The sequence below is a fragment of the Lachnoanaerobaculum umeaense genome (genome assembly GCF_003589745.1).
Taxonomy (GTDB): Bacteria; Bacillota; Clostridia; order Lachnospirales; family Lachnospiraceae; genus Lachnoanaerobaculum; species Lachnoanaerobaculum umeaense.
The window spans coordinates 1860464-1877647 of record NZ_CP032364.1; the positions used below are offsets into that span (position 1 = coordinate 1860464).

At 34.4% G+C, this 17184-nt stretch carries 15 protein-coding genes; all 15 read right to left on the reverse strand.

Annotation, left to right across the window (positions count from 1 at the left end; genetic code table 11):
* Positions 1–13 precede the first annotated feature (13 nt).
* A complete protein-coding gene (gene infB, locus D4A81_RS08440; protein ID WP_111525500.1) occupies positions 14–2896 on the reverse strand; it encodes a translation initiation factor IF-2 in 2883 nt (960 codons plus the stop codon).
* A gap of 3 nt (positions 2897–2899) precedes the next feature.
* A complete protein-coding gene (locus tag D4A81_RS08445) occupies positions 2900–3205 on the reverse strand; it encodes a L7Ae/L30e/S12e/Gadd45 family ribosomal protein (RefSeq protein ID WP_111525499.1) in 306 nt (101 codons plus the stop codon).
* Complete coding sequence (rnpM, locus tag D4A81_RS08450) at positions 3192–3476, reverse strand: RNase P modulator RnpM (RefSeq protein WP_111525498.1); 285 nt, start codon at positions 3474–3476, stop codon at positions 3192–3194. Before rnpM ends, D4A81_RS08445 begins: the two co-directional genes overlap by 14 nt.
* On the reverse strand, positions 3454–4614 hold the full coding sequence (nusA, locus tag D4A81_RS08455) for a transcription termination factor NusA (RefSeq protein WP_111525497.1): 1161 nt from the start codon (positions 4612–4614) through the stop codon (positions 3454–3456). Before nusA ends, rnpM begins: the two co-directional genes overlap by 23 nt.
* Before the next feature lie 18 nt (positions 4615–4632).
* Positions 4633–5133 (reverse strand): ribosome maturation factor RimP, encoded by a 501-nt coding sequence (locus D4A81_RS08460; protein ID WP_111525496.1) that lies wholly within the window; start codon positions 5131–5133, stop codon positions 4633–4635.
* Between the two features lie 82 nt (positions 5134–5215).
* Positions 5216–5617 (reverse strand): type II toxin-antitoxin system tRNA(fMet)-specific endonuclease VapC, encoded by a 402-nt coding sequence (gene vapC / locus D4A81_RS08465; RefSeq protein WP_111525495.1) that lies wholly within the window; start codon positions 5615–5617, stop codon positions 5216–5218.
* Positions 5614–5841 carry a type II toxin-antitoxin system antitoxin VapB gene (gene vapB / locus D4A81_RS08470; RefSeq protein WP_111525494.1) on the reverse strand — a complete coding sequence of 76 codons (228 nt, stop codon included), beginning with the start codon at positions 5839–5841 and terminating at the stop codon, positions 5614–5616. Before vapB ends, vapC begins: the two co-directional genes overlap by 4 nt.
* A 121-nt stretch (positions 5842–5962) precedes the next feature.
* Entirely contained in the window at positions 5963–7714 is a 1752-nt protein-coding gene (locus D4A81_RS08475) for a DUF5050 domain-containing protein (RefSeq protein WP_111525493.1), read from the reverse strand.
* Positions 7715–7732: 18 nt separating this feature from the next.
* Positions 7733–9523, reverse strand: coding sequence for a YARHG domain-containing protein (locus D4A81_RS08480; RefSeq protein WP_162902565.1), 1791 nt, complete (start codon positions 9521–9523; stop codon positions 7733–7735).
* Between the two features lie 17 nt (positions 9524–9540).
* Positions 9541–11586: a YARHG domain-containing protein gene (locus D4A81_RS08485; RefSeq protein ID WP_111525491.1), complete on the reverse strand. Its 2046-nt coding sequence runs from the start codon at positions 11584–11586 to the stop codon at positions 9541–9543.
* Between the two features lie 18 nt (positions 11587–11604).
* On the reverse strand, positions 11605–12462 hold the full coding sequence (locus D4A81_RS08490; protein WP_111525490.1) for a YARHG domain-containing protein: 858 nt from the start codon (positions 12460–12462) through the stop codon (positions 11605–11607).
* A complete protein-coding gene (locus D4A81_RS13150; protein WP_162902566.1) occupies positions 12440–12610 on the reverse strand; it encodes a hypothetical protein in 171 nt (56 codons plus the stop codon). The genes D4A81_RS08490 and D4A81_RS13150 overlap by 23 nt, the downstream gene beginning before the upstream one ends.
* Positions 12611–12783: 173 nt before the next feature.
* Positions 12784–14562 (reverse strand): DUF5050 domain-containing protein, encoded by a 1779-nt coding sequence (locus D4A81_RS08495; protein WP_111525489.1) that lies wholly within the window; start codon positions 14560–14562, stop codon positions 12784–12786.
* A gap of 32 nt (positions 14563–14594) precedes the next feature.
* Positions 14595–16307, reverse strand: a complete 1713-nt coding sequence (locus tag D4A81_RS08500; protein WP_111525488.1) for a DUF5050 domain-containing protein — start codon at positions 16305–16307, stop codon at positions 14595–14597.
* 60 nt (positions 16308–16367) lie between these two features.
* Positions 16368–17183 carry an SH3 domain-containing protein gene (locus D4A81_RS08505; protein WP_242977724.1) on the reverse strand — a complete coding sequence of 272 codons (816 nt, stop codon included), beginning with the start codon at positions 17181–17183 and terminating at the stop codon, positions 16368–16370.
* Position 17184 lies beyond the last annotated feature (1 nt).

Consider the following 17184-nt stretch of genomic DNA (forward strand, 5'->3'; position numbering starts at 1 on the left):
CATTCCTTTCTATTTATGATCTTGGAACCTCTACCATAGTATATGCTTCTACTTGGTCAAATTCCTTTATATCATTGAATTTCTCAAATACAAGACCACATTCATAGCCGGTAGCAACTTCCTTAACATCATCTTTAAATCTCTTAAGTGATGCCAGATTTCCATCAAATATCTGCTCTCCGTCTCTCGTGATTCTTACCTTACATCCTCTCACAAACTTACCGTCAAGTACATAGCTTCCTGCAATACTTCCAACTCCCGAAGCCTTAAATATCTGTCTAATCTCAGCATGTCCGATAACCTTCTCCTCATAAATAGGCTCAAGCATACCCTTCATAGCACTCTCTATATCTTCAATTGCCTGATATATTACTCTGTAAAGTCTCAAATCTACATTTTCTCTCTCAGCTGTAGCCTTTGCCATCTGATCAGGTTTTACATTAAATCCAATAATAATTGCATTACTTGCAGCTGCAAGCACAACATCACTTTCATTTATTGCACCTACACCACCATGGATAACCTTTACTGCCACTTCCTCATTTGAAAGCTTTGTAAGAGATTGCTTTACTGCCTCTACAGAACCCTGTACATCAGCTTTTACAACTATTGGAAGTTCCTTAACATTTCCTGCCTTGATCTGGCTAAAGAGATCATCCAGAGAGAGCTTAGCCTTGGTGTCTTCAATAAGCTTATTTTTGCTCTCAGAAATAAAGGTTGCGGCAAATGCCTTAGCTTCCTTATCATTTTCTGTAGCAACAAATACCTCTCCGGCATTTGGTACATTATCAAGTCCCAGAATCTCAACCGGTGTGGAAGGAGTAGCCTCTTTAACCTTAACTCCCTTATCATTCATCATAGCACGAACCTTACCTGAACATGCTCCTGCAGCTATAAAATCTCCTACATGAAGTGTTCCTTTTTGAACAAGTATTCTTGCTACAGGTCCTTTACCCTTATCAAGCTCAGCTTCTATTACAAGTCCTCTAGCTCTTCTGTTTGGATTTGCCTTAAGCTCCTTAACCTCTGCTGTAAGTATTACCATCTCAAGAAGTGTTGATATATTTTCACCATTCTTTGCAGAAACAGGTACAAATATGGTTGAACCACCCCAATCCTCAGGTATAAGTTCATACTCTGAAAGTTCCTGCTTTACCTTATCAATATTTGCAGCCGGTCTATCTATCTTGTTGATAGCAACTATTATTTCAACTCCGGCAGCCTTAGCATGGTTTATAGCCTCCACAGTCTGTGGCATTACACCATCATCTGCTGCTACTACAAGTATAGCGATATCTGTAGCCTGTGCACCACGCATACGCATTGCCGTAAATGCCTCATGTCCCGGAGTATCAAGGAAGGTTATAGGCTCTCCATTGATCTTTACCATATAGGCACCGATATGCTGTGTAATACCTCCTGCCTCTCTACTTGTTACATTTGTTTTTCTTATAGCATCAAGAAGTGATGTTTTACCATGGTCAACATGTCCCATTACTACTACTACAGGTGGTCTTGGTACTAGTGTACTCTCCGGATCTTCCTCCTCTGCCAGAAGTTCTCCGATAACATCTACCTTCTCCTCCATAGTACAGATAACATCGTACTCAAGTGCTATTTCCTCTGCCTGCTCAAAAGTAAGCTCTGTATTTATTGTAACTATCTGACCCTTTAGGAACAGTTTCTTTACAATAGTTGAAGGCTGAAGTTTAAGCTTTGAAGCAAAATCCTTTAATGTAATTGTCTCAGGAATAATGATTTCTTTGATATCTTCCTGAACCTCTTCCACCTTTTGCTTTGTAGGCATTATAAACGGATGCTTACTTATCTTTCCCTTTGCCGGTCCGTCCTCTGTTCTATGCTTCTTGTCATTCTTATTATTTTTGAAATTATTCTTATTTACTCTATTAGAAGTCTTCTTACCTAAGCCATCAAGTACCGGAACTCCACTTGCAGCATCATTCTTCTTGAATCCTTGCTGTTTATTATTTCCAAAGCTTCTGCTATTATTATCATCCTTTGAGAAATCTTTGCTTCTATCATTTCTATCATTTCTATTATTTCTGTCATTTGATCCGGTAAAATTCTTATTATCTTTTCCGGCAAAGTTTCTATTTCTGTCGTTATTTCTATCGCCATCCTTACTCTTGACATTTCTATCATTTCTGAAGTTGCCTTTTTGGTCTTTGTCTCTGTTGAAAGGCTTCTTATCTCTATTTTGTTGACGTGAATCTTTTCCTCTTGCCTTATCCCTTTCTTCTCTTTCCTTGAAGATATTTCTGATAGGCTTAGCATTTTCCTTTGCTTTTTTTGCAGCTTCCATCTCTGCATATACATTTCTTGGCTTAGCAGGTTCACTGACAGTTTCTTCAACATTTACAGCAGCCTCTTCAATATTAGTTTTTACTACTGCCACTTCCTCTGTTTTTGTTGGCTCTACAGCTTTTTCTTCCTTCTTTAATTCCATATCTTTTGGTAACTCAGGTTGAATCTTTTCTTCTGTATTCTTCTTTACAATCTGCTTTTGTGTATCTGACTCATCATTTTTCTTTGTGCTTTTCTTTGCCCCTGAATTGGACTTTGATCCTGACTTCTTTGTGGACATCTGCTGTGCATTTTGCGGTCTAAATACTACCACCTTTTTCTTTGGAGTCTCCCCACTTTTATTTTCTGATACTTCCTGTGTGGTCTCTACCGTTCTATTATTATCCATTATTTCCTTATTATCCAATTTTTTATTTCCATCTATATTATTATTAAATTTTTCTCTAAGCATTTTTTCTTCATCAGCTGATATATTTGACATAGCAGTCTTTGATATCTCCTTCTCTTTCAAATATCCTATCAACTCATTATTATTTTTGCCTAATTCTTTTGCCAGATCTTTTACTCTCAATTATCATTCCTCCGTGATTTTTAATATTGCATTTTTAAATCCGTCCTCAGTCAATGTTATTGATGATCTAAGCCCTTTGCCCAAAGCTGTTCCCAATTCTTCCTTTGTGGAATATATTATTATCGGAACATGATAAAACTTACACTTATCTTCAAACTTCTTTTTAGTGTTTTCAGATGCGTCATTTGCTATTATAACCAATCTTGCCTTGCCTGACTTTATACATTTCTCAACTGAAAATTCTCCTGAAACCACCTGTCTCGCTTTCATAGCAAGTCCAATCAAACTTAATACTTTATCCCTTGTCAAGCTCTGCCATCTCCTCACTAAGCCTTACCAAAATATCTGTATCCACATTCATTTTAAAAGCTCTGTTCAAACCCTTAGTTTTTATAGCCTTTTGCAAGCAATCAGCATTTCTGCATATATATGCACCTCTGCCATTTGCTCTTCCACTTGTATCTAAAAGCATCTCTCCCTCAGGCGTTTTTACTATTCTAATCAATTCTTTTTTAGGCTTTGACTCATTACATCCAATACATTTTCTCTGAGGTGTCTTATTCTTCGTTATAGTTGCCATCTTCTGTTTCTGCCTCAGAATCTATTACATCATTCTCTTCACTGTATGACTCATCATCATTGTCTAATGTATCAAATACTCCAAGTTCTCTGGCTTGACTTTCGCTCTTTATATCTATCTTATATCCGGTAAGTCTGGCTGCAAGCCTTGCATTCTGTCCTTCCTTACCTATAGCAAGTGAGAGCTGATAATCCGGAACAATTACATCTGCTTCCTTTGTCTCTTCATCTGCCACTACTGCTATTACCTTAGCCGGTGAAAGGGCATTTTCTATTAAATATCCGGGATTGTCATCCCAGTTTACTATATCTACCTTTTCTCCTCTAAGTTCTTCTACTACAGCATTTACTCTGACTCCATCTACGCCCACGCAAGCACCTACAGGATCTATATCAGCTTCATGACTGCATACTGCAATCTTTGTTCTGGAACCCGCCTCTCTTGATATGGACTTTATTTCCACTACACCTTCTCTTATCTCAGGCACCTCTGCCTCAAAGAGTCTCTTTACAAACTCCGGATGGGTTCTTGATACAGATATTCTAGGTCCCTTAGGATTGTCCTTTACCTCCAAGACAAATACTTTCAGTCTGTCTCCAAGCTTTAATTCTTCTCCCTTTACCTGCTCGCTTTCAGCCAATACCGCATCTATTCTTCCCAAATTTATTGCAATATTTTTGCCCATAAATCTGGTAACAACACCACTTACTATATCCCTTTCTTTCATAAAGTAATCATTAAAGATTACTTTTCTTTCCTCTTCTCTTATCTTTTGTAAGATAACATTCTTTGCAACTCCGGCTGCTATCCTACCAAATTCCTTTGAGATAACAGGTACAAGTACTGTATCTCCTACACTTAAGTTTGGATTTTGCATTCTAGCCTCTGCCAGTGATATCTTTGTTGCCTTCTCTTCAATGGCAGGCTTACTTCCCAAAGTCTCTACTACTTCCTTTGCCTGTATTATAGAATAATCGCATGTATTTGGATTTACACTTACCTTTACATTATCAGCTGTTCCAAAATTGTTTTTACATGCAGAAATCAAAGAGTTCTCAATGGCTTCCAAAATTGCTGCCTTACTTATATTTTTTTCTTTTTCCAAGAGATCAAGTGCCTCTAGTAATTCCTTATTCATCCTTTGTATTTTCCTCCATTAAAAATCTATCTTTAATCTAATATTTGCAATTTCTTTTTTTGTAAAGACTTCTTCCTTATCTTCCATTTCAATAGTGATATTTTCACCATCAAATGATTTCAGTATTCCCTCAAAATCCTTTACACCTTCTCTTGCCTTGTAGAGCTTTAGCTCAACTTCTTTTCCAAGTTCTCTCAGAAAATCCTTGTCCTTTTTTAGGGTTCTCCCAAGTCCAGGAGAAGATACCTCTAAAATATATCCCTCATCAATAAAATCATTCTCATCCAGCCAATCACTAAGGCGTCTTGAAATTTCCGCACAATCTTCTATTCCTATACCGCCATCCATATCACAGTATGCTCTTAGATAGTATTCTCCTGCCTCTTTGACAAATTCTACATCAACTACTTCAAAGTTTAGCTCACCGCTAAGTTTTTCCAAGAACTCTTCAGTTCTTTTTACATAAGTTTCGCTTTTGCTCATTTCTATCCTTTCATATGCATAAAAAAGTGGACCCACCGGCCCACTTTCCTGTCAAACATATTTCATTCACTATAGCACATTTTTCATTTAAATGCAAGGGGGAAATAAGATTACATGCTTATTTAACCCAATTATACACTGTCAAATCCGGCACTCTTGTGAACTCTTTAATGTTGTTAGTTACTATAGAATATCCCAACGACTGTGCATGAGCAGCTATCATCATATCAAGCTGACCTATCAGTGTTCCCTTTTTTTCTAAATAAGCTCTAATCTTTCCATAATTATTTGCTGCATTGGTATCAAAATCCAACACCTCTATATTAGATAAAAACAATGTTAGTGCAAGTCTATTTTTACCAACCGCCTTACTTTTCTCTACACCATGTATCAGCTCTGCATATGTTATAGAAGAAATACATATTTCTTTAGGATCATGTCTTTTCAATTCTTCTATTACGCTATCCGGATTGTTCTTTATTATATATATGCATATATTAGTATCAAGCATATATCTCATAGTTCTTCTCTCTTCTGAACTAAATTATCTTCTCTATCAATCATAAAGTCGTCTGAAAACATATCTATAGCTGTAATAAAGGAATCCCACTTACTATTTTTAGGCAACAGAATCAATACATCACCAATTTTATTTGCCATCACTTCATCACAATCAAATCTATACTCTTTAGGCAATCTCACTGCCTGGCTTCTACCATTTTCAAAAATTTTTGCTGCCAACATAAAATCACCATCCCTTCAACAATAAGTATATATCAAAATATATACCAAGTCAATATATGAAAATATTTACGCTTGACAGGTGGGAAATAAGATTACCTGCTTATTTGTATCGACCTATTCTTTACTCCGAATGTCTATAAAAACTTTTATCACCTATATAATATTTATTATCATTAGAGCCATTTAAGTATTTTTGCATAATTCTATTATATTCGCTTTCAGTTACCTCTGATCCATTTATCTTATATACTTCCCCATATATTTCATTTGAATATAATACTACAATTTTATCATTATTGTCTAATTTAAATACTACCTCTTCATAACCATTTCCAAATCCATGTGTAACATGTATCTCTCCATCTTTAAAGATATCTATTAAAGTTTTGGGACCACCTGCATCAACTATAACCGGAACACCATTATTTAAAGCATATATGGCAGTAATAAATTCATTATGTGATACTATCATCTCTTTGCTTCCATTTCCATTTATATCCGAAAACCCGAAGCGATATTCTTCATTTGGTCCATACGAACCAGATTCAATATATGTACTACCATAGAATCCCTCATAAATATATTTGTAATAGTCAAATATAACCGGTTCATATTTCTCCATATAGTAACTATCATCCTTTTCGGAGCTACTTGGTTGCGTATTTTTTGTAGCTACCTCAGGCTTTGCGTTTGCTACAGCTGCATCAAAGTTTACCATCTGGCCTATAGGAGTATTAGCTGCAATATTATAAGTATATAGCTCTGTATCAGGCTTGCTCTTGCCATCCCAATACCTCAAGAATACATTTCCATTCACTATATTAAACCATTTGATATCTTCCGCTATATCCACTACATTGCTTCCATCCATATTCATCTTCTTTAGTGAGCCCATCTTTTGCTCATATGACTTCTCAAGTACATATAGAGTATTTTCATAGATATTGAACTGTACACTGTCTGCTGCAAATCCAAGTCCGGAGCCATCATAAACTATTTTTTGATTGCCACCTGTAAGATCACTACTTCTAAGATATGGATCTTCCTCAGTATAATATAGTGTACCGTCATATATTATATAGTTCTGGCAGTCAAATCCGGGTATTGCCACAGTGTTTTGCTTAGTTTCCATATCATAGTAATTGAATCCGTCCTTAGTAAGGAAATATACATATCTTTTATCAACTACACTGACATTGGGATTCCCCACATTTTGTCCTGCCGGTATAGTAAACAGCTCTGTAAAATCCTGACCATCTGTATTTACTCTACAAATATGATATATTCCATCCTGACCATTTGAATAGCTAAAATAGCAATAATTATCTACCAAACTCTCAAAGCTTAGCCAGCTATCATCACCTGTTCCAAAGCCAAGATCTGTCAGTCTTGTATTTTCTCCGGTACTGATAGAATATCTATATAGATTTCTATCAGTAAAATTAGTATCCTTTTGATCACCTGTAGTGGTATTAGCATAATATATATTTCCATTTAAAATATGCATATCCTTCATAAATATATCACCGGATATTCTACTTACATTACCGCTCATATCTACAGAATAGATTCTCTCCTGATCCTTTGGATTCCTGAAGTAATACACATCACCATTGTTTACCATTCGTCCATAACAAACCATATTTCCAACAAGATTTCCATCATTTACAGCTGTATTCTTTAGCTCTTTGACTTCTTTCTTATCTTCTTTATCTTTCTTCTTTTCCTTTTTATTTTTTTTATTAGCTTTTGTATAGTCTTCAGTTTCAGATTTTTTATAAGAATCCGTATTTAAACCTACGCTACATCCTGTAAACAATAAACTTGCAGACAATACAAAAGATGCAAATATTGCATGTTTTTTTACTCTCATAATTCCTCCAAAGTGTATTTAATTTTTTCCATAAATCTCTAAGGCTTCGAGATACAAACTATAAAAAGCATCGCCTTCATCTTGATTTACAGATCTATCTGATGGCATTAACAAATATTTATGTGCAAATCCGGGATTAATATAGTCCAATCCTTCCACTACATACCAATAGTCCATATCTTTGTCAATATGTATGCAGTCATTCAACACCTCAAAATCTACCTCACCATTTGTTGCCTCCATCATGCTCAATGAAAAGCTTTCTATAACTTCACGAACTTCAGCATTTTTTTCTTCTTTAACAGTACTATTTACCATCTTCCCACTCTTTCTTATTTCCAGCTTCTTTGTATTTTCTTTTTCGATAGCTGTCAAACTGCTTTCATCAAAATTATCAGGTTCAATAGTACCAACATACCATGACTTTCCATTAAAATAATTTTGAAGTTCCTGGTCTTTGAATTTTCTTCCTCTTCTAGCATAGATTTCATTGAGAGCATATCTTGCAGTATTTTGGTCAAGTGCGTTTACCTCAGCGTCAGTAAGTACTCTTGTACTGCTATCAGCAAAAATATACTCATTGATTTGTGGCATCTCTACTTCAGGTTTTGCATTTGCCACCGCCGCATCAAAGTTTACCATCTGGCCTATAGGAGTATTGGCTGCAATATTATAAGTGTATAACTCTGTATCAGGCTTGCTCTTGCCGTCCCAGTATCTTAGGAATACATTTCCATTCACTATATTGAACCAGTTTATATCCTCTGCTATATCTACTACATTGCTTCCATCAATATTCATTTTCTTTAATGAACCCATCTTTTGTGCATTAGACTTTTCAAGTACATATATGGTCTCATCATATATATTGAACTGCACACTGTCTGCTGCAAATCCAAGCCCTGATCCATCATAAACAGTTTTTTGATTTCCACCTGTAAGGTCACTACTTCTAAGATATGGGTCTTCCTCAGTATAATATAGTGTACCGTCATATATTATATAGTTCTGGCAGTCAAATCCCGGTATTGCCACAGTGTTTTGCTTAGTTTCCATATCATAGTAATTGAATCCGTCCTTAGTAAGGAAATATACATATCTTTTATCAACTACACTGACATTGGGATTCCCCACATTTTGTCCTGCCGGTATTGTAAACAATTCTGTGAAGTCCTGCCCATCTGTATTTACTCTACAAATATGATATATACCATCCTGACCATTTGAATAGCTAAAATAGCAATAATTATCTACCAGACTCTCAAAGCTGAGCCAGCTATCATCACCGGTTCCAAAGCCAAGATCTGTCAGTCTTGTATTTTCTCCGGTACTGATAGAATATCTATATATATTTCTATCAGTAAAATTAGTATCCTTTTGATCACCTGTAGTGGTATTAGCATAATATATATTTCCATTTAAAATATGCATATCCTTCATAAATATATCACCGGATATTCTACTTACATTACCGCTCATATCTACAGAATAGATTCTCTCCTGATCCTTTGGATTCCTGAAGTAATACACATCACCATTGTTTACCATTCGTCCATAACAGACCATATTTCCTACAAGATTTCCATCATTTACAGCTGTATTCTTTAGCTCTTTGACTTCTTTCTTATCTTCTTTATCTTTCTTTTTTTCCTTCTTAGATTTTTTATTAGCTTTTGTATAGTCGTCATCCTCAGAAGTTTTTTCAGCTCTTTTATCAAAATTTTGGTTTACACTTATTCCACATCCTGTAAACACTAAGCTTGTCAACAATACACAAGCTGTAAATATCAAAGATCTCTTTGTTCTCATAGCTCCTCCTAAATATATTAACCCCATTCTCTATGTGCTAATGCCTTTATATACCCATTTTCGTCAACATCTAATATATAGCAATCAATTTCACCCTGACTCATTAATTCACCAAGTACATCTTTTAACTCATGTGGACTGTATTCGCTTCCCAAATGAGAATAACCGGTATATATAATGGCATCTTTTCTTACATATATGCTCCCTTTATAAAATTCATAATCGTATGTTTTATCACTATCTCCAATAATATACCACTTACCATTATCTAGTTGATATGTTCCTGTATAATCCCAATTATCTACCACACCAACCTGCTGTATAATATCATATGTTGGCTTACTACTATATAAAAATGGTGTATATAAACTAACATTTGTTAATTCATAATAATCTCCACGATCATAAATCTTGCCATTTATCCATGTTCCATATCCTACTTTATTTTTATATTTATTCGCAATTTCTTCCTCTCCCCAGAATGTTGTTTCCTTAGTTGCAAGACTGATATTTTCATCTTTTAAATAAGGCAAATACTTTGCTTCCGGAAGTGAAGCATTGGATGTTACCATCCTGCCACTCTTTCTTATTTCCAGCTTCTTTGTATTTTCTTTTTCGATTGCTGATAGGCTGTTCTCATCAAAGTTTTCCGGTTCAATAGTACCAACATACCATGACTTTCCATTAAAATAATTTTGAAGTTCCTGATCTTTAAATTTTCTTCCTCTTCTAGCATAGATCTCATTGAGAGCATATCTTGCAATATTTTGGTCAAGTGCGTTTACCTCAGCGTCAGTAAGTACTCTTGTACTGCTATCAGAAAAAATATAATCATTGATTTGTGGCATCTCTACCTCAGGTTTTGCATTTGCTATAGCTGCATCAAAGTTTACCATCTGACCTATAGGAGTATTGGCTGCAATATTATAGGTATATAACTCTGTATCAGGCTTGCTCTTGCCATCCCAGTATCTTAGGAATACATTTCCATTCACTATATTGAACCAGTTGATATCCTCTGCTATATCAACTACATCATTTCCATCAAGTGTCATCTTCTTTAATGATCCCATCTTCTGTTCACTGGACTTTTCAAGTACATATATGGTCTCATCATATATATTGAACTGTACACTGTCTGCAAAAAATCCAATTCCTGACCCGTCATAAACAGTTTTTTGATTTCCACCTGTAAGGTCACTACTTCTAAGATATGGGTCTTCCTCAGTATAATATAGTGTACCGTCATATATTATATAGTTCTGGCAGTCAAATCCAGGTATTGCCACAGAGTTTTGCTTTGTTTCCATATCATAGCAGTTGAGCCCATCCTTAGTAAGAAAGTAGACATATCTTTTGTCAACTACACTGACATTGGGATTTCCCACATTTTGTCCGGTGGGTATTGTAAACAGCTCTGCAAAATCCTGACCTTCTGTATTTACTCTGCAAATATGATATATTCCGTCCTGACCATTTGAATAGCTAAAATAACAATAATTATCTACCAGACTCTCAAAGCTTAGCCAACTGTCATCACCAACTCCAAAATCAAGACTTGTAAGTCTTGTGTTTTCTCCGGTACTTATGGAATATCTATATAGATTATGGTCTATAAAGTTAACATCTTTCTGATCTCCTGTATTTGTATTGGCATAATAAATGTTTCCATCTAGTATGTGCATATCCTTCATAAAAATATTTCCGGATATTCTCCTTACATTTCCACTCATATCTACAGAATAGATCCTCTCTTGGTCCTTTGGATTTCTAAAGTAGTATGAATCTCCATTGTTTACCATTCTTCCATAGCAGACCATATTTCCAACAAGATTTCCATCATTTACAGCTGTATTCTTCAGCTCCTTAGCCTCTTTCTTATTCTTTTTATCTCTCTTCTTATCTTTTTTGCCCGCCTTAGTATAATCCTCATCTTCAGAAGTTCTCTCATTCTTTTTATCAGATTCACCTTTTCCTATGGAGCATCCAGTAAATAACATACCTACTGATACTATACTTATCGCCAATATAATTGACTTCTTAAATAAATTCATTCTTTTCATATTCACTCCTATATACTATTAACCCCATTCCTGATTTGCCATTGTTTTTATATATCCATTTTCATCCAGTTCAAGTATATATACAGATATCTCCCAATAGCCATAGGATAAATCGTCTATAATATCTTTTAATTTATATGCTTTATACTCATATGGTTCTGAATATCTTCCACTATATATCACAGCATCTTTTCTCATATATATACTTCCTGTATAAAAAACATAGGAATGTTTGGAATCACTGTCACCATATATAACCCATTTACCATTGCTTAATTGATATGAACCATGATAATCATCATGATCTTCCTCAGAAGTTTTTTCTACCATATAATCTGTTGGTTTACTGTCATATAGATATGGTGTATATAAATTTATATTTACGAATTCATAATAATCTCCACGGTCATATATTCTTCCATAAACATTTACTCCATATCCTAAGTTTTTTCCATACATCGCTTTTATATGACCTCCTCCGGTATGTACATCCTGATGCCCCAGCTTTATATATTCATCTTGAAAATATTTTATATACCCTGCATTTGGAAGAGTAGCACCTGCTGTTACAGTCTTCCCATTCCTTCTCAAATCCAGCTTTTTTGTATTTTCTTTTTCGATAGCTGTCAAACTGCTTTCATCAAAATTATCAGGTTCAATAGTACCAACATACCATGATTTCCCATTGAAATAATTTTGCAACTCTTGGTCTTTAAATTTCCTTCCTCTTCTGGCATAGATTTCGTTGAGTGCATACCTTGCAGTATTTTGGTCAAGTGTATTTACCTCATCATCAGTAAGTATTCTTGTACTGCTATCAGGTATGATAAAATCTGCACTAGCTGTGGTCTCCTCAACTGTCGGAAGTTGTTCCATATGACTTATCAAATGTATAACCTGACAATTTCTTTTTGATTTCGCTTTTATTCAGCTCATCTCCTACTTCAATACCAAAGGCTTTTATTCCTTTCCTTCCAATCTCTATAAAATAGGCTGCTCCATTATCATCTATACTTACATCCACTCTTGAAGTATTTTCATAAGCTTTGAGAAATTTTGATGTTTCAACTTTGTCAGATAAAACGCCTCCCGCATCAATACTTGCTGCCCTACATCCAAGTAAAATAGCTGTTATCAGATTTTTTTTATTTTCATGTTTATCTCACTCCAAATAATTCACTTTTCATATTCGCCTTGCTAAAAACTTCTACTACCTTGATATTTCTTATCTAAATTATCCTTGTAATACATATCTATTCCATATCTCATGCATAAAGTATAATAATCGCTTTCAGATACCTCCTCGTTTGATATAAAATATTTCATTGTATCACCATCCTCACTATGTGATGCATCAACAGTTTTAACTATATTGTCATTTTCATCAAGTTCTTCAATAGTTCTTGTATGTACACCCATAATATCCGTTTCCGTATAAATAGATCCGCCAACTATAATGTGAACTGAACATCTCGGAAATGCTGTTTCTACTGTAATAGGTGTTCCATTTTGTAAGGTATATATGGCATATATATATTCTCCCTCGGATACTATCATTTCCTTACTTCCATTATTATTTAAATCGACAAAACTGTATTTTACAGTGTAATCAGGTATATCACTTATATAATCAACGTATACAGGAGAATCTAATAGACTTCCTGTAGACATAACCTCTCTCCACTCAGCTATCACCGGGGAGTATTTATCCATATAGTAATCATCATCTTTATAAGTCTTTGTTTCCTGTACACTTGGTACTGCTGCCTCAGCCTTCATCTTTGCTATACCAAAATTTACAAGATTTACTATAGGAGTATTTTCAGCAATATTATATGTAAATAGCTCTGTATCAGTACTGATCTTTCCATCCCAATATCTCAAGAATACATTTCCGTTCACTATATTAAACCATTTGATATTATCTGCTATATCGAATACATTACTTCCGTCAATATTCATTCTTTTAAGTGAACCCTTTTTTTCTTCATAGGATTTCTCAAGCACATACAAAGTATTTTCATATATATTGAACTGTACACTGTCAACTTTAAAGCCAATTCCGGAACCATCATAAACTATTTTTTGATTTCCACCTGTAAGGTCGCTACTTCTAAGATATGGATCTTCCTCAGTATAGTATAGTGTACCGTCATAAATTATATAGTTCTGACAGTCAAATTTCGGTATTACTACAGAGTTTTGCTTTGTTTCCATATCATAGCAATTTAGCCCCTCCTTTGTCAGGAAGTATAAATATCTCCTATCTACCACACTTAGATTAGGATTCCCTACATTCTGTCCGGCAGGAATTGTAAATAGTTCAGTCAGATTCTCTCCATCTATTCTTACTTTTGCAATATGATATATTCCGTCCTGACCATTTGAATAACTAAAATAGCAATAATTATCTACTAAACTATTTAAACTAAGCCAAGCATCATCCCCATTTGCAAAATTAAGATTTGTAAGCCTAGTATTTTCTCCTGTAGCTATAGAGTATCTGTATATATTTCTATCTGTAAAATCGATATTCTTTTGCTCTCCCGTATAGGTATTTGCGTAATATATATATCCATCGAATATATGCATATCCTTCATAAAAATATTTTCTGATATTCGCCTTACATTCCTTCCCATATCTACAGTATAAATTCTATCTTGATCTTCAGGGTTTCTAAAATAATAGTCAACTCCATTGTCTACCATTCTAGCATAACAAATTATATTACCAACGAGATTTCCATCATTTACAGCAGTATTCTTAAGTTCTTTGACTTCTTCCTTATCCTCTACTTTATTGTCCTCTCCTATATTATCTGCTTTTTTCTTATTTTTTTCAGATTTAGAAGTTCTCTCCTCGCGTTTATCAGTATTACTACTTTTACCTACCGTACATCCTGTAAATAGCATACAAACTGATACTATGCTTATCAAATGTATAATTGACTTTTTAAATAAATTTATCTTTTTCATAACCACTCCAAATAGTCTTACATCTCTACGTTCTAAAAATACTTACTAACCAAAATATACTTCACATTATTAAAGTATTTTAATGCTTCAACATATTCATCTTCTGTTACTTCCACATCATTTATCTTATAATGTGCATTCTTAAAGTCTTCATCAATAGTTCCCTCATAATACTCATATCTATTTATAATAATCTTATTATCATTTGAATCCAGTTTTGATATTTCTGTATAATAAGATCCACTGCGACCACGGTAATTGCAAATATATCCATTATTTAAAATACATACCTCAGATTCCGCCATATTACGCATAAAATATTCCAAAAACTCCGGATCGCCACCATGTAAGGTATATATAGCTTCAATATGTTTTTCACTACTTTCAGTATCTACTACAACCATTTCTTTACTACCATTATTATTAATATCAATAAAATCATACATAAAATATTCAATATTTCGTGGACTTACATAGTTTCCAATATAACTCTGCTCTTTTTCAGATAAATAGTCCTTTCCTGAATCCTTTACCTTTTTATATACATTTATCACCGGAGCATATTTATCCATATAGTAATTATCGTCTTTTTTATTCTCAACCACTTTAGTCTCCACTACTTTAGATTCTGACTTATTTTCCTGTGCTGTGATTTCTATTGCTGCAGTCTCTTCTAATGTTGTATCTTCGTCTAATGTATCAATATTTGGCAGCTGCCCTATCTCAGTATCCTGTGCAATATTGTATGTATACATTTCTGTAGATGAGTTTTCGCCCTCATAATACTCAAGGAATACATTTCCATTAACTATATTAAACCATCTAACTTCATCATCTATATCCTCTACATCGCTTCCATCTAAATTCATAGATTTTAGTGAACCTACCTTTTGATCGTCTGATTTTGCAAGTAAATATATTTTATCTTTGTATATATTAAAAAAAATACTATCTGCATTAAAATCCAAATCTGAACCATCGTATATTTTCTCTTCATTGTTAGCATCCAAGCTAATACTTTTTAGATTACTTCCCCTTACATAATATATATTCCCATCATAAACCATATAACTCTTACACTCAAAGTATGGAATCTGAACAGTATTTTTTTCTTTCTTAATATCATAACAATTAAGTCCGTCATTTGATAAGAAAAACAAATATCTGTCTCCTACCACATTCACCATTGGATTTCCCAAAGTATTATCTGATGGAATTTCATACAACTCTTTCAAATTCTTCCCATTTGTATCTATTTTAGCAATATGATAACTGTCGTCTTTTCCTCTGCAATAGCTGCAATAACAGCTCCCATCTACCAAGCTGTTTAAATTAAGCCAGCTGTCATTACCCTGATCAAATTCTAAATCTGTAAGCTTCTTTGACTCTTCTCTCTCAATAGAAAATCTGTATAGATTCTTGTCAGTATCGATATTCTCCGGATCCGAGTTTACATAGTAAATACAGTAGTCTGATATATGCATATCTTTCATATTTATATCATCAGACATTTTATATATATAACCATCTTTATCCAAATAATAGAGTTTTTCTTCGTCCTTGGGATTCTTAAAAAAGTATGTACTACCATCATTTAATATTTTTGCATCAGAAATTATATTGCCTGCAAGATTTCCATCATTACTTGCAGCAACAATATCTACTTCCTTTTTATTTGCAGTTCCACATGCTACAAATACTGTACTTAAATATAGCAGAAATATAGTTATAAATATTTTTCTCATATTTCCTCCAAAATACTCATAAATATAGTGAGGTAGCCTAAACCACCTCACTATATTTCATTAATATGGATCAATATAGCTTGCTAAGGCATAGCCATCATAACCGCCATAATATACATAATAAAATCCATTGTCCGCTCTACCATATACAGTCACTAATGAACCAAGAGGTATTTGAAGTATTTCCGCCCCTGATGTACTTGGTACTCTACGTAGAGTAATAGATTGCTTGCAATTTACCACAATACCGGTAAATGAATCGTCAGCAGCTGTAGTAGCCGGTACTGTATAATGATCATATGGACTTTCGCTCAAATAAGATGCAAGTGCGTATCCGGTATTGCCCATGTAGGCAACTTTGTAAAATCCGTTTGAAGCATTTTCCATAAAACTTACTGCTGCCCCCAATGGAATCTGCCTTATCTCAGAAGCACTTGTAGATGGAGATGTTCTTAATGTAATACTTTCCCTACAGTTCACCACATAAAGAGTAGTCAAAACCTGTGCCTGTGTTGGCTGTGGTTGTGTTGCCGGTGGCAATGTTTCCTGTGGTTGTGTTGTCGGTGGCAATGTTTCCTGTGGCAATGTTTCCTGTGGTTGTGAATATGTCTCAATAATAATAGATTCCTCTGTAGTTTCTATTTCCGTAGTCTTAGCAGTTTTTTTCTTTTTCTTTTTGCGTGATTCTGTTGGAGGAGCTTCATCATCTTCTTCATCTTCTTCATCTTCTTCCTCTTCTTCATCCCTATCAGCTCTTTTTTTCTCTCTCGTAGACTGTCTATCTCTGACATCTATAGTAACACCATCACTACATGCATTCATACAAAGCATCAAAAGTAAACAAAATAAAGCTACTATTACACCTTTTCTCTTCATA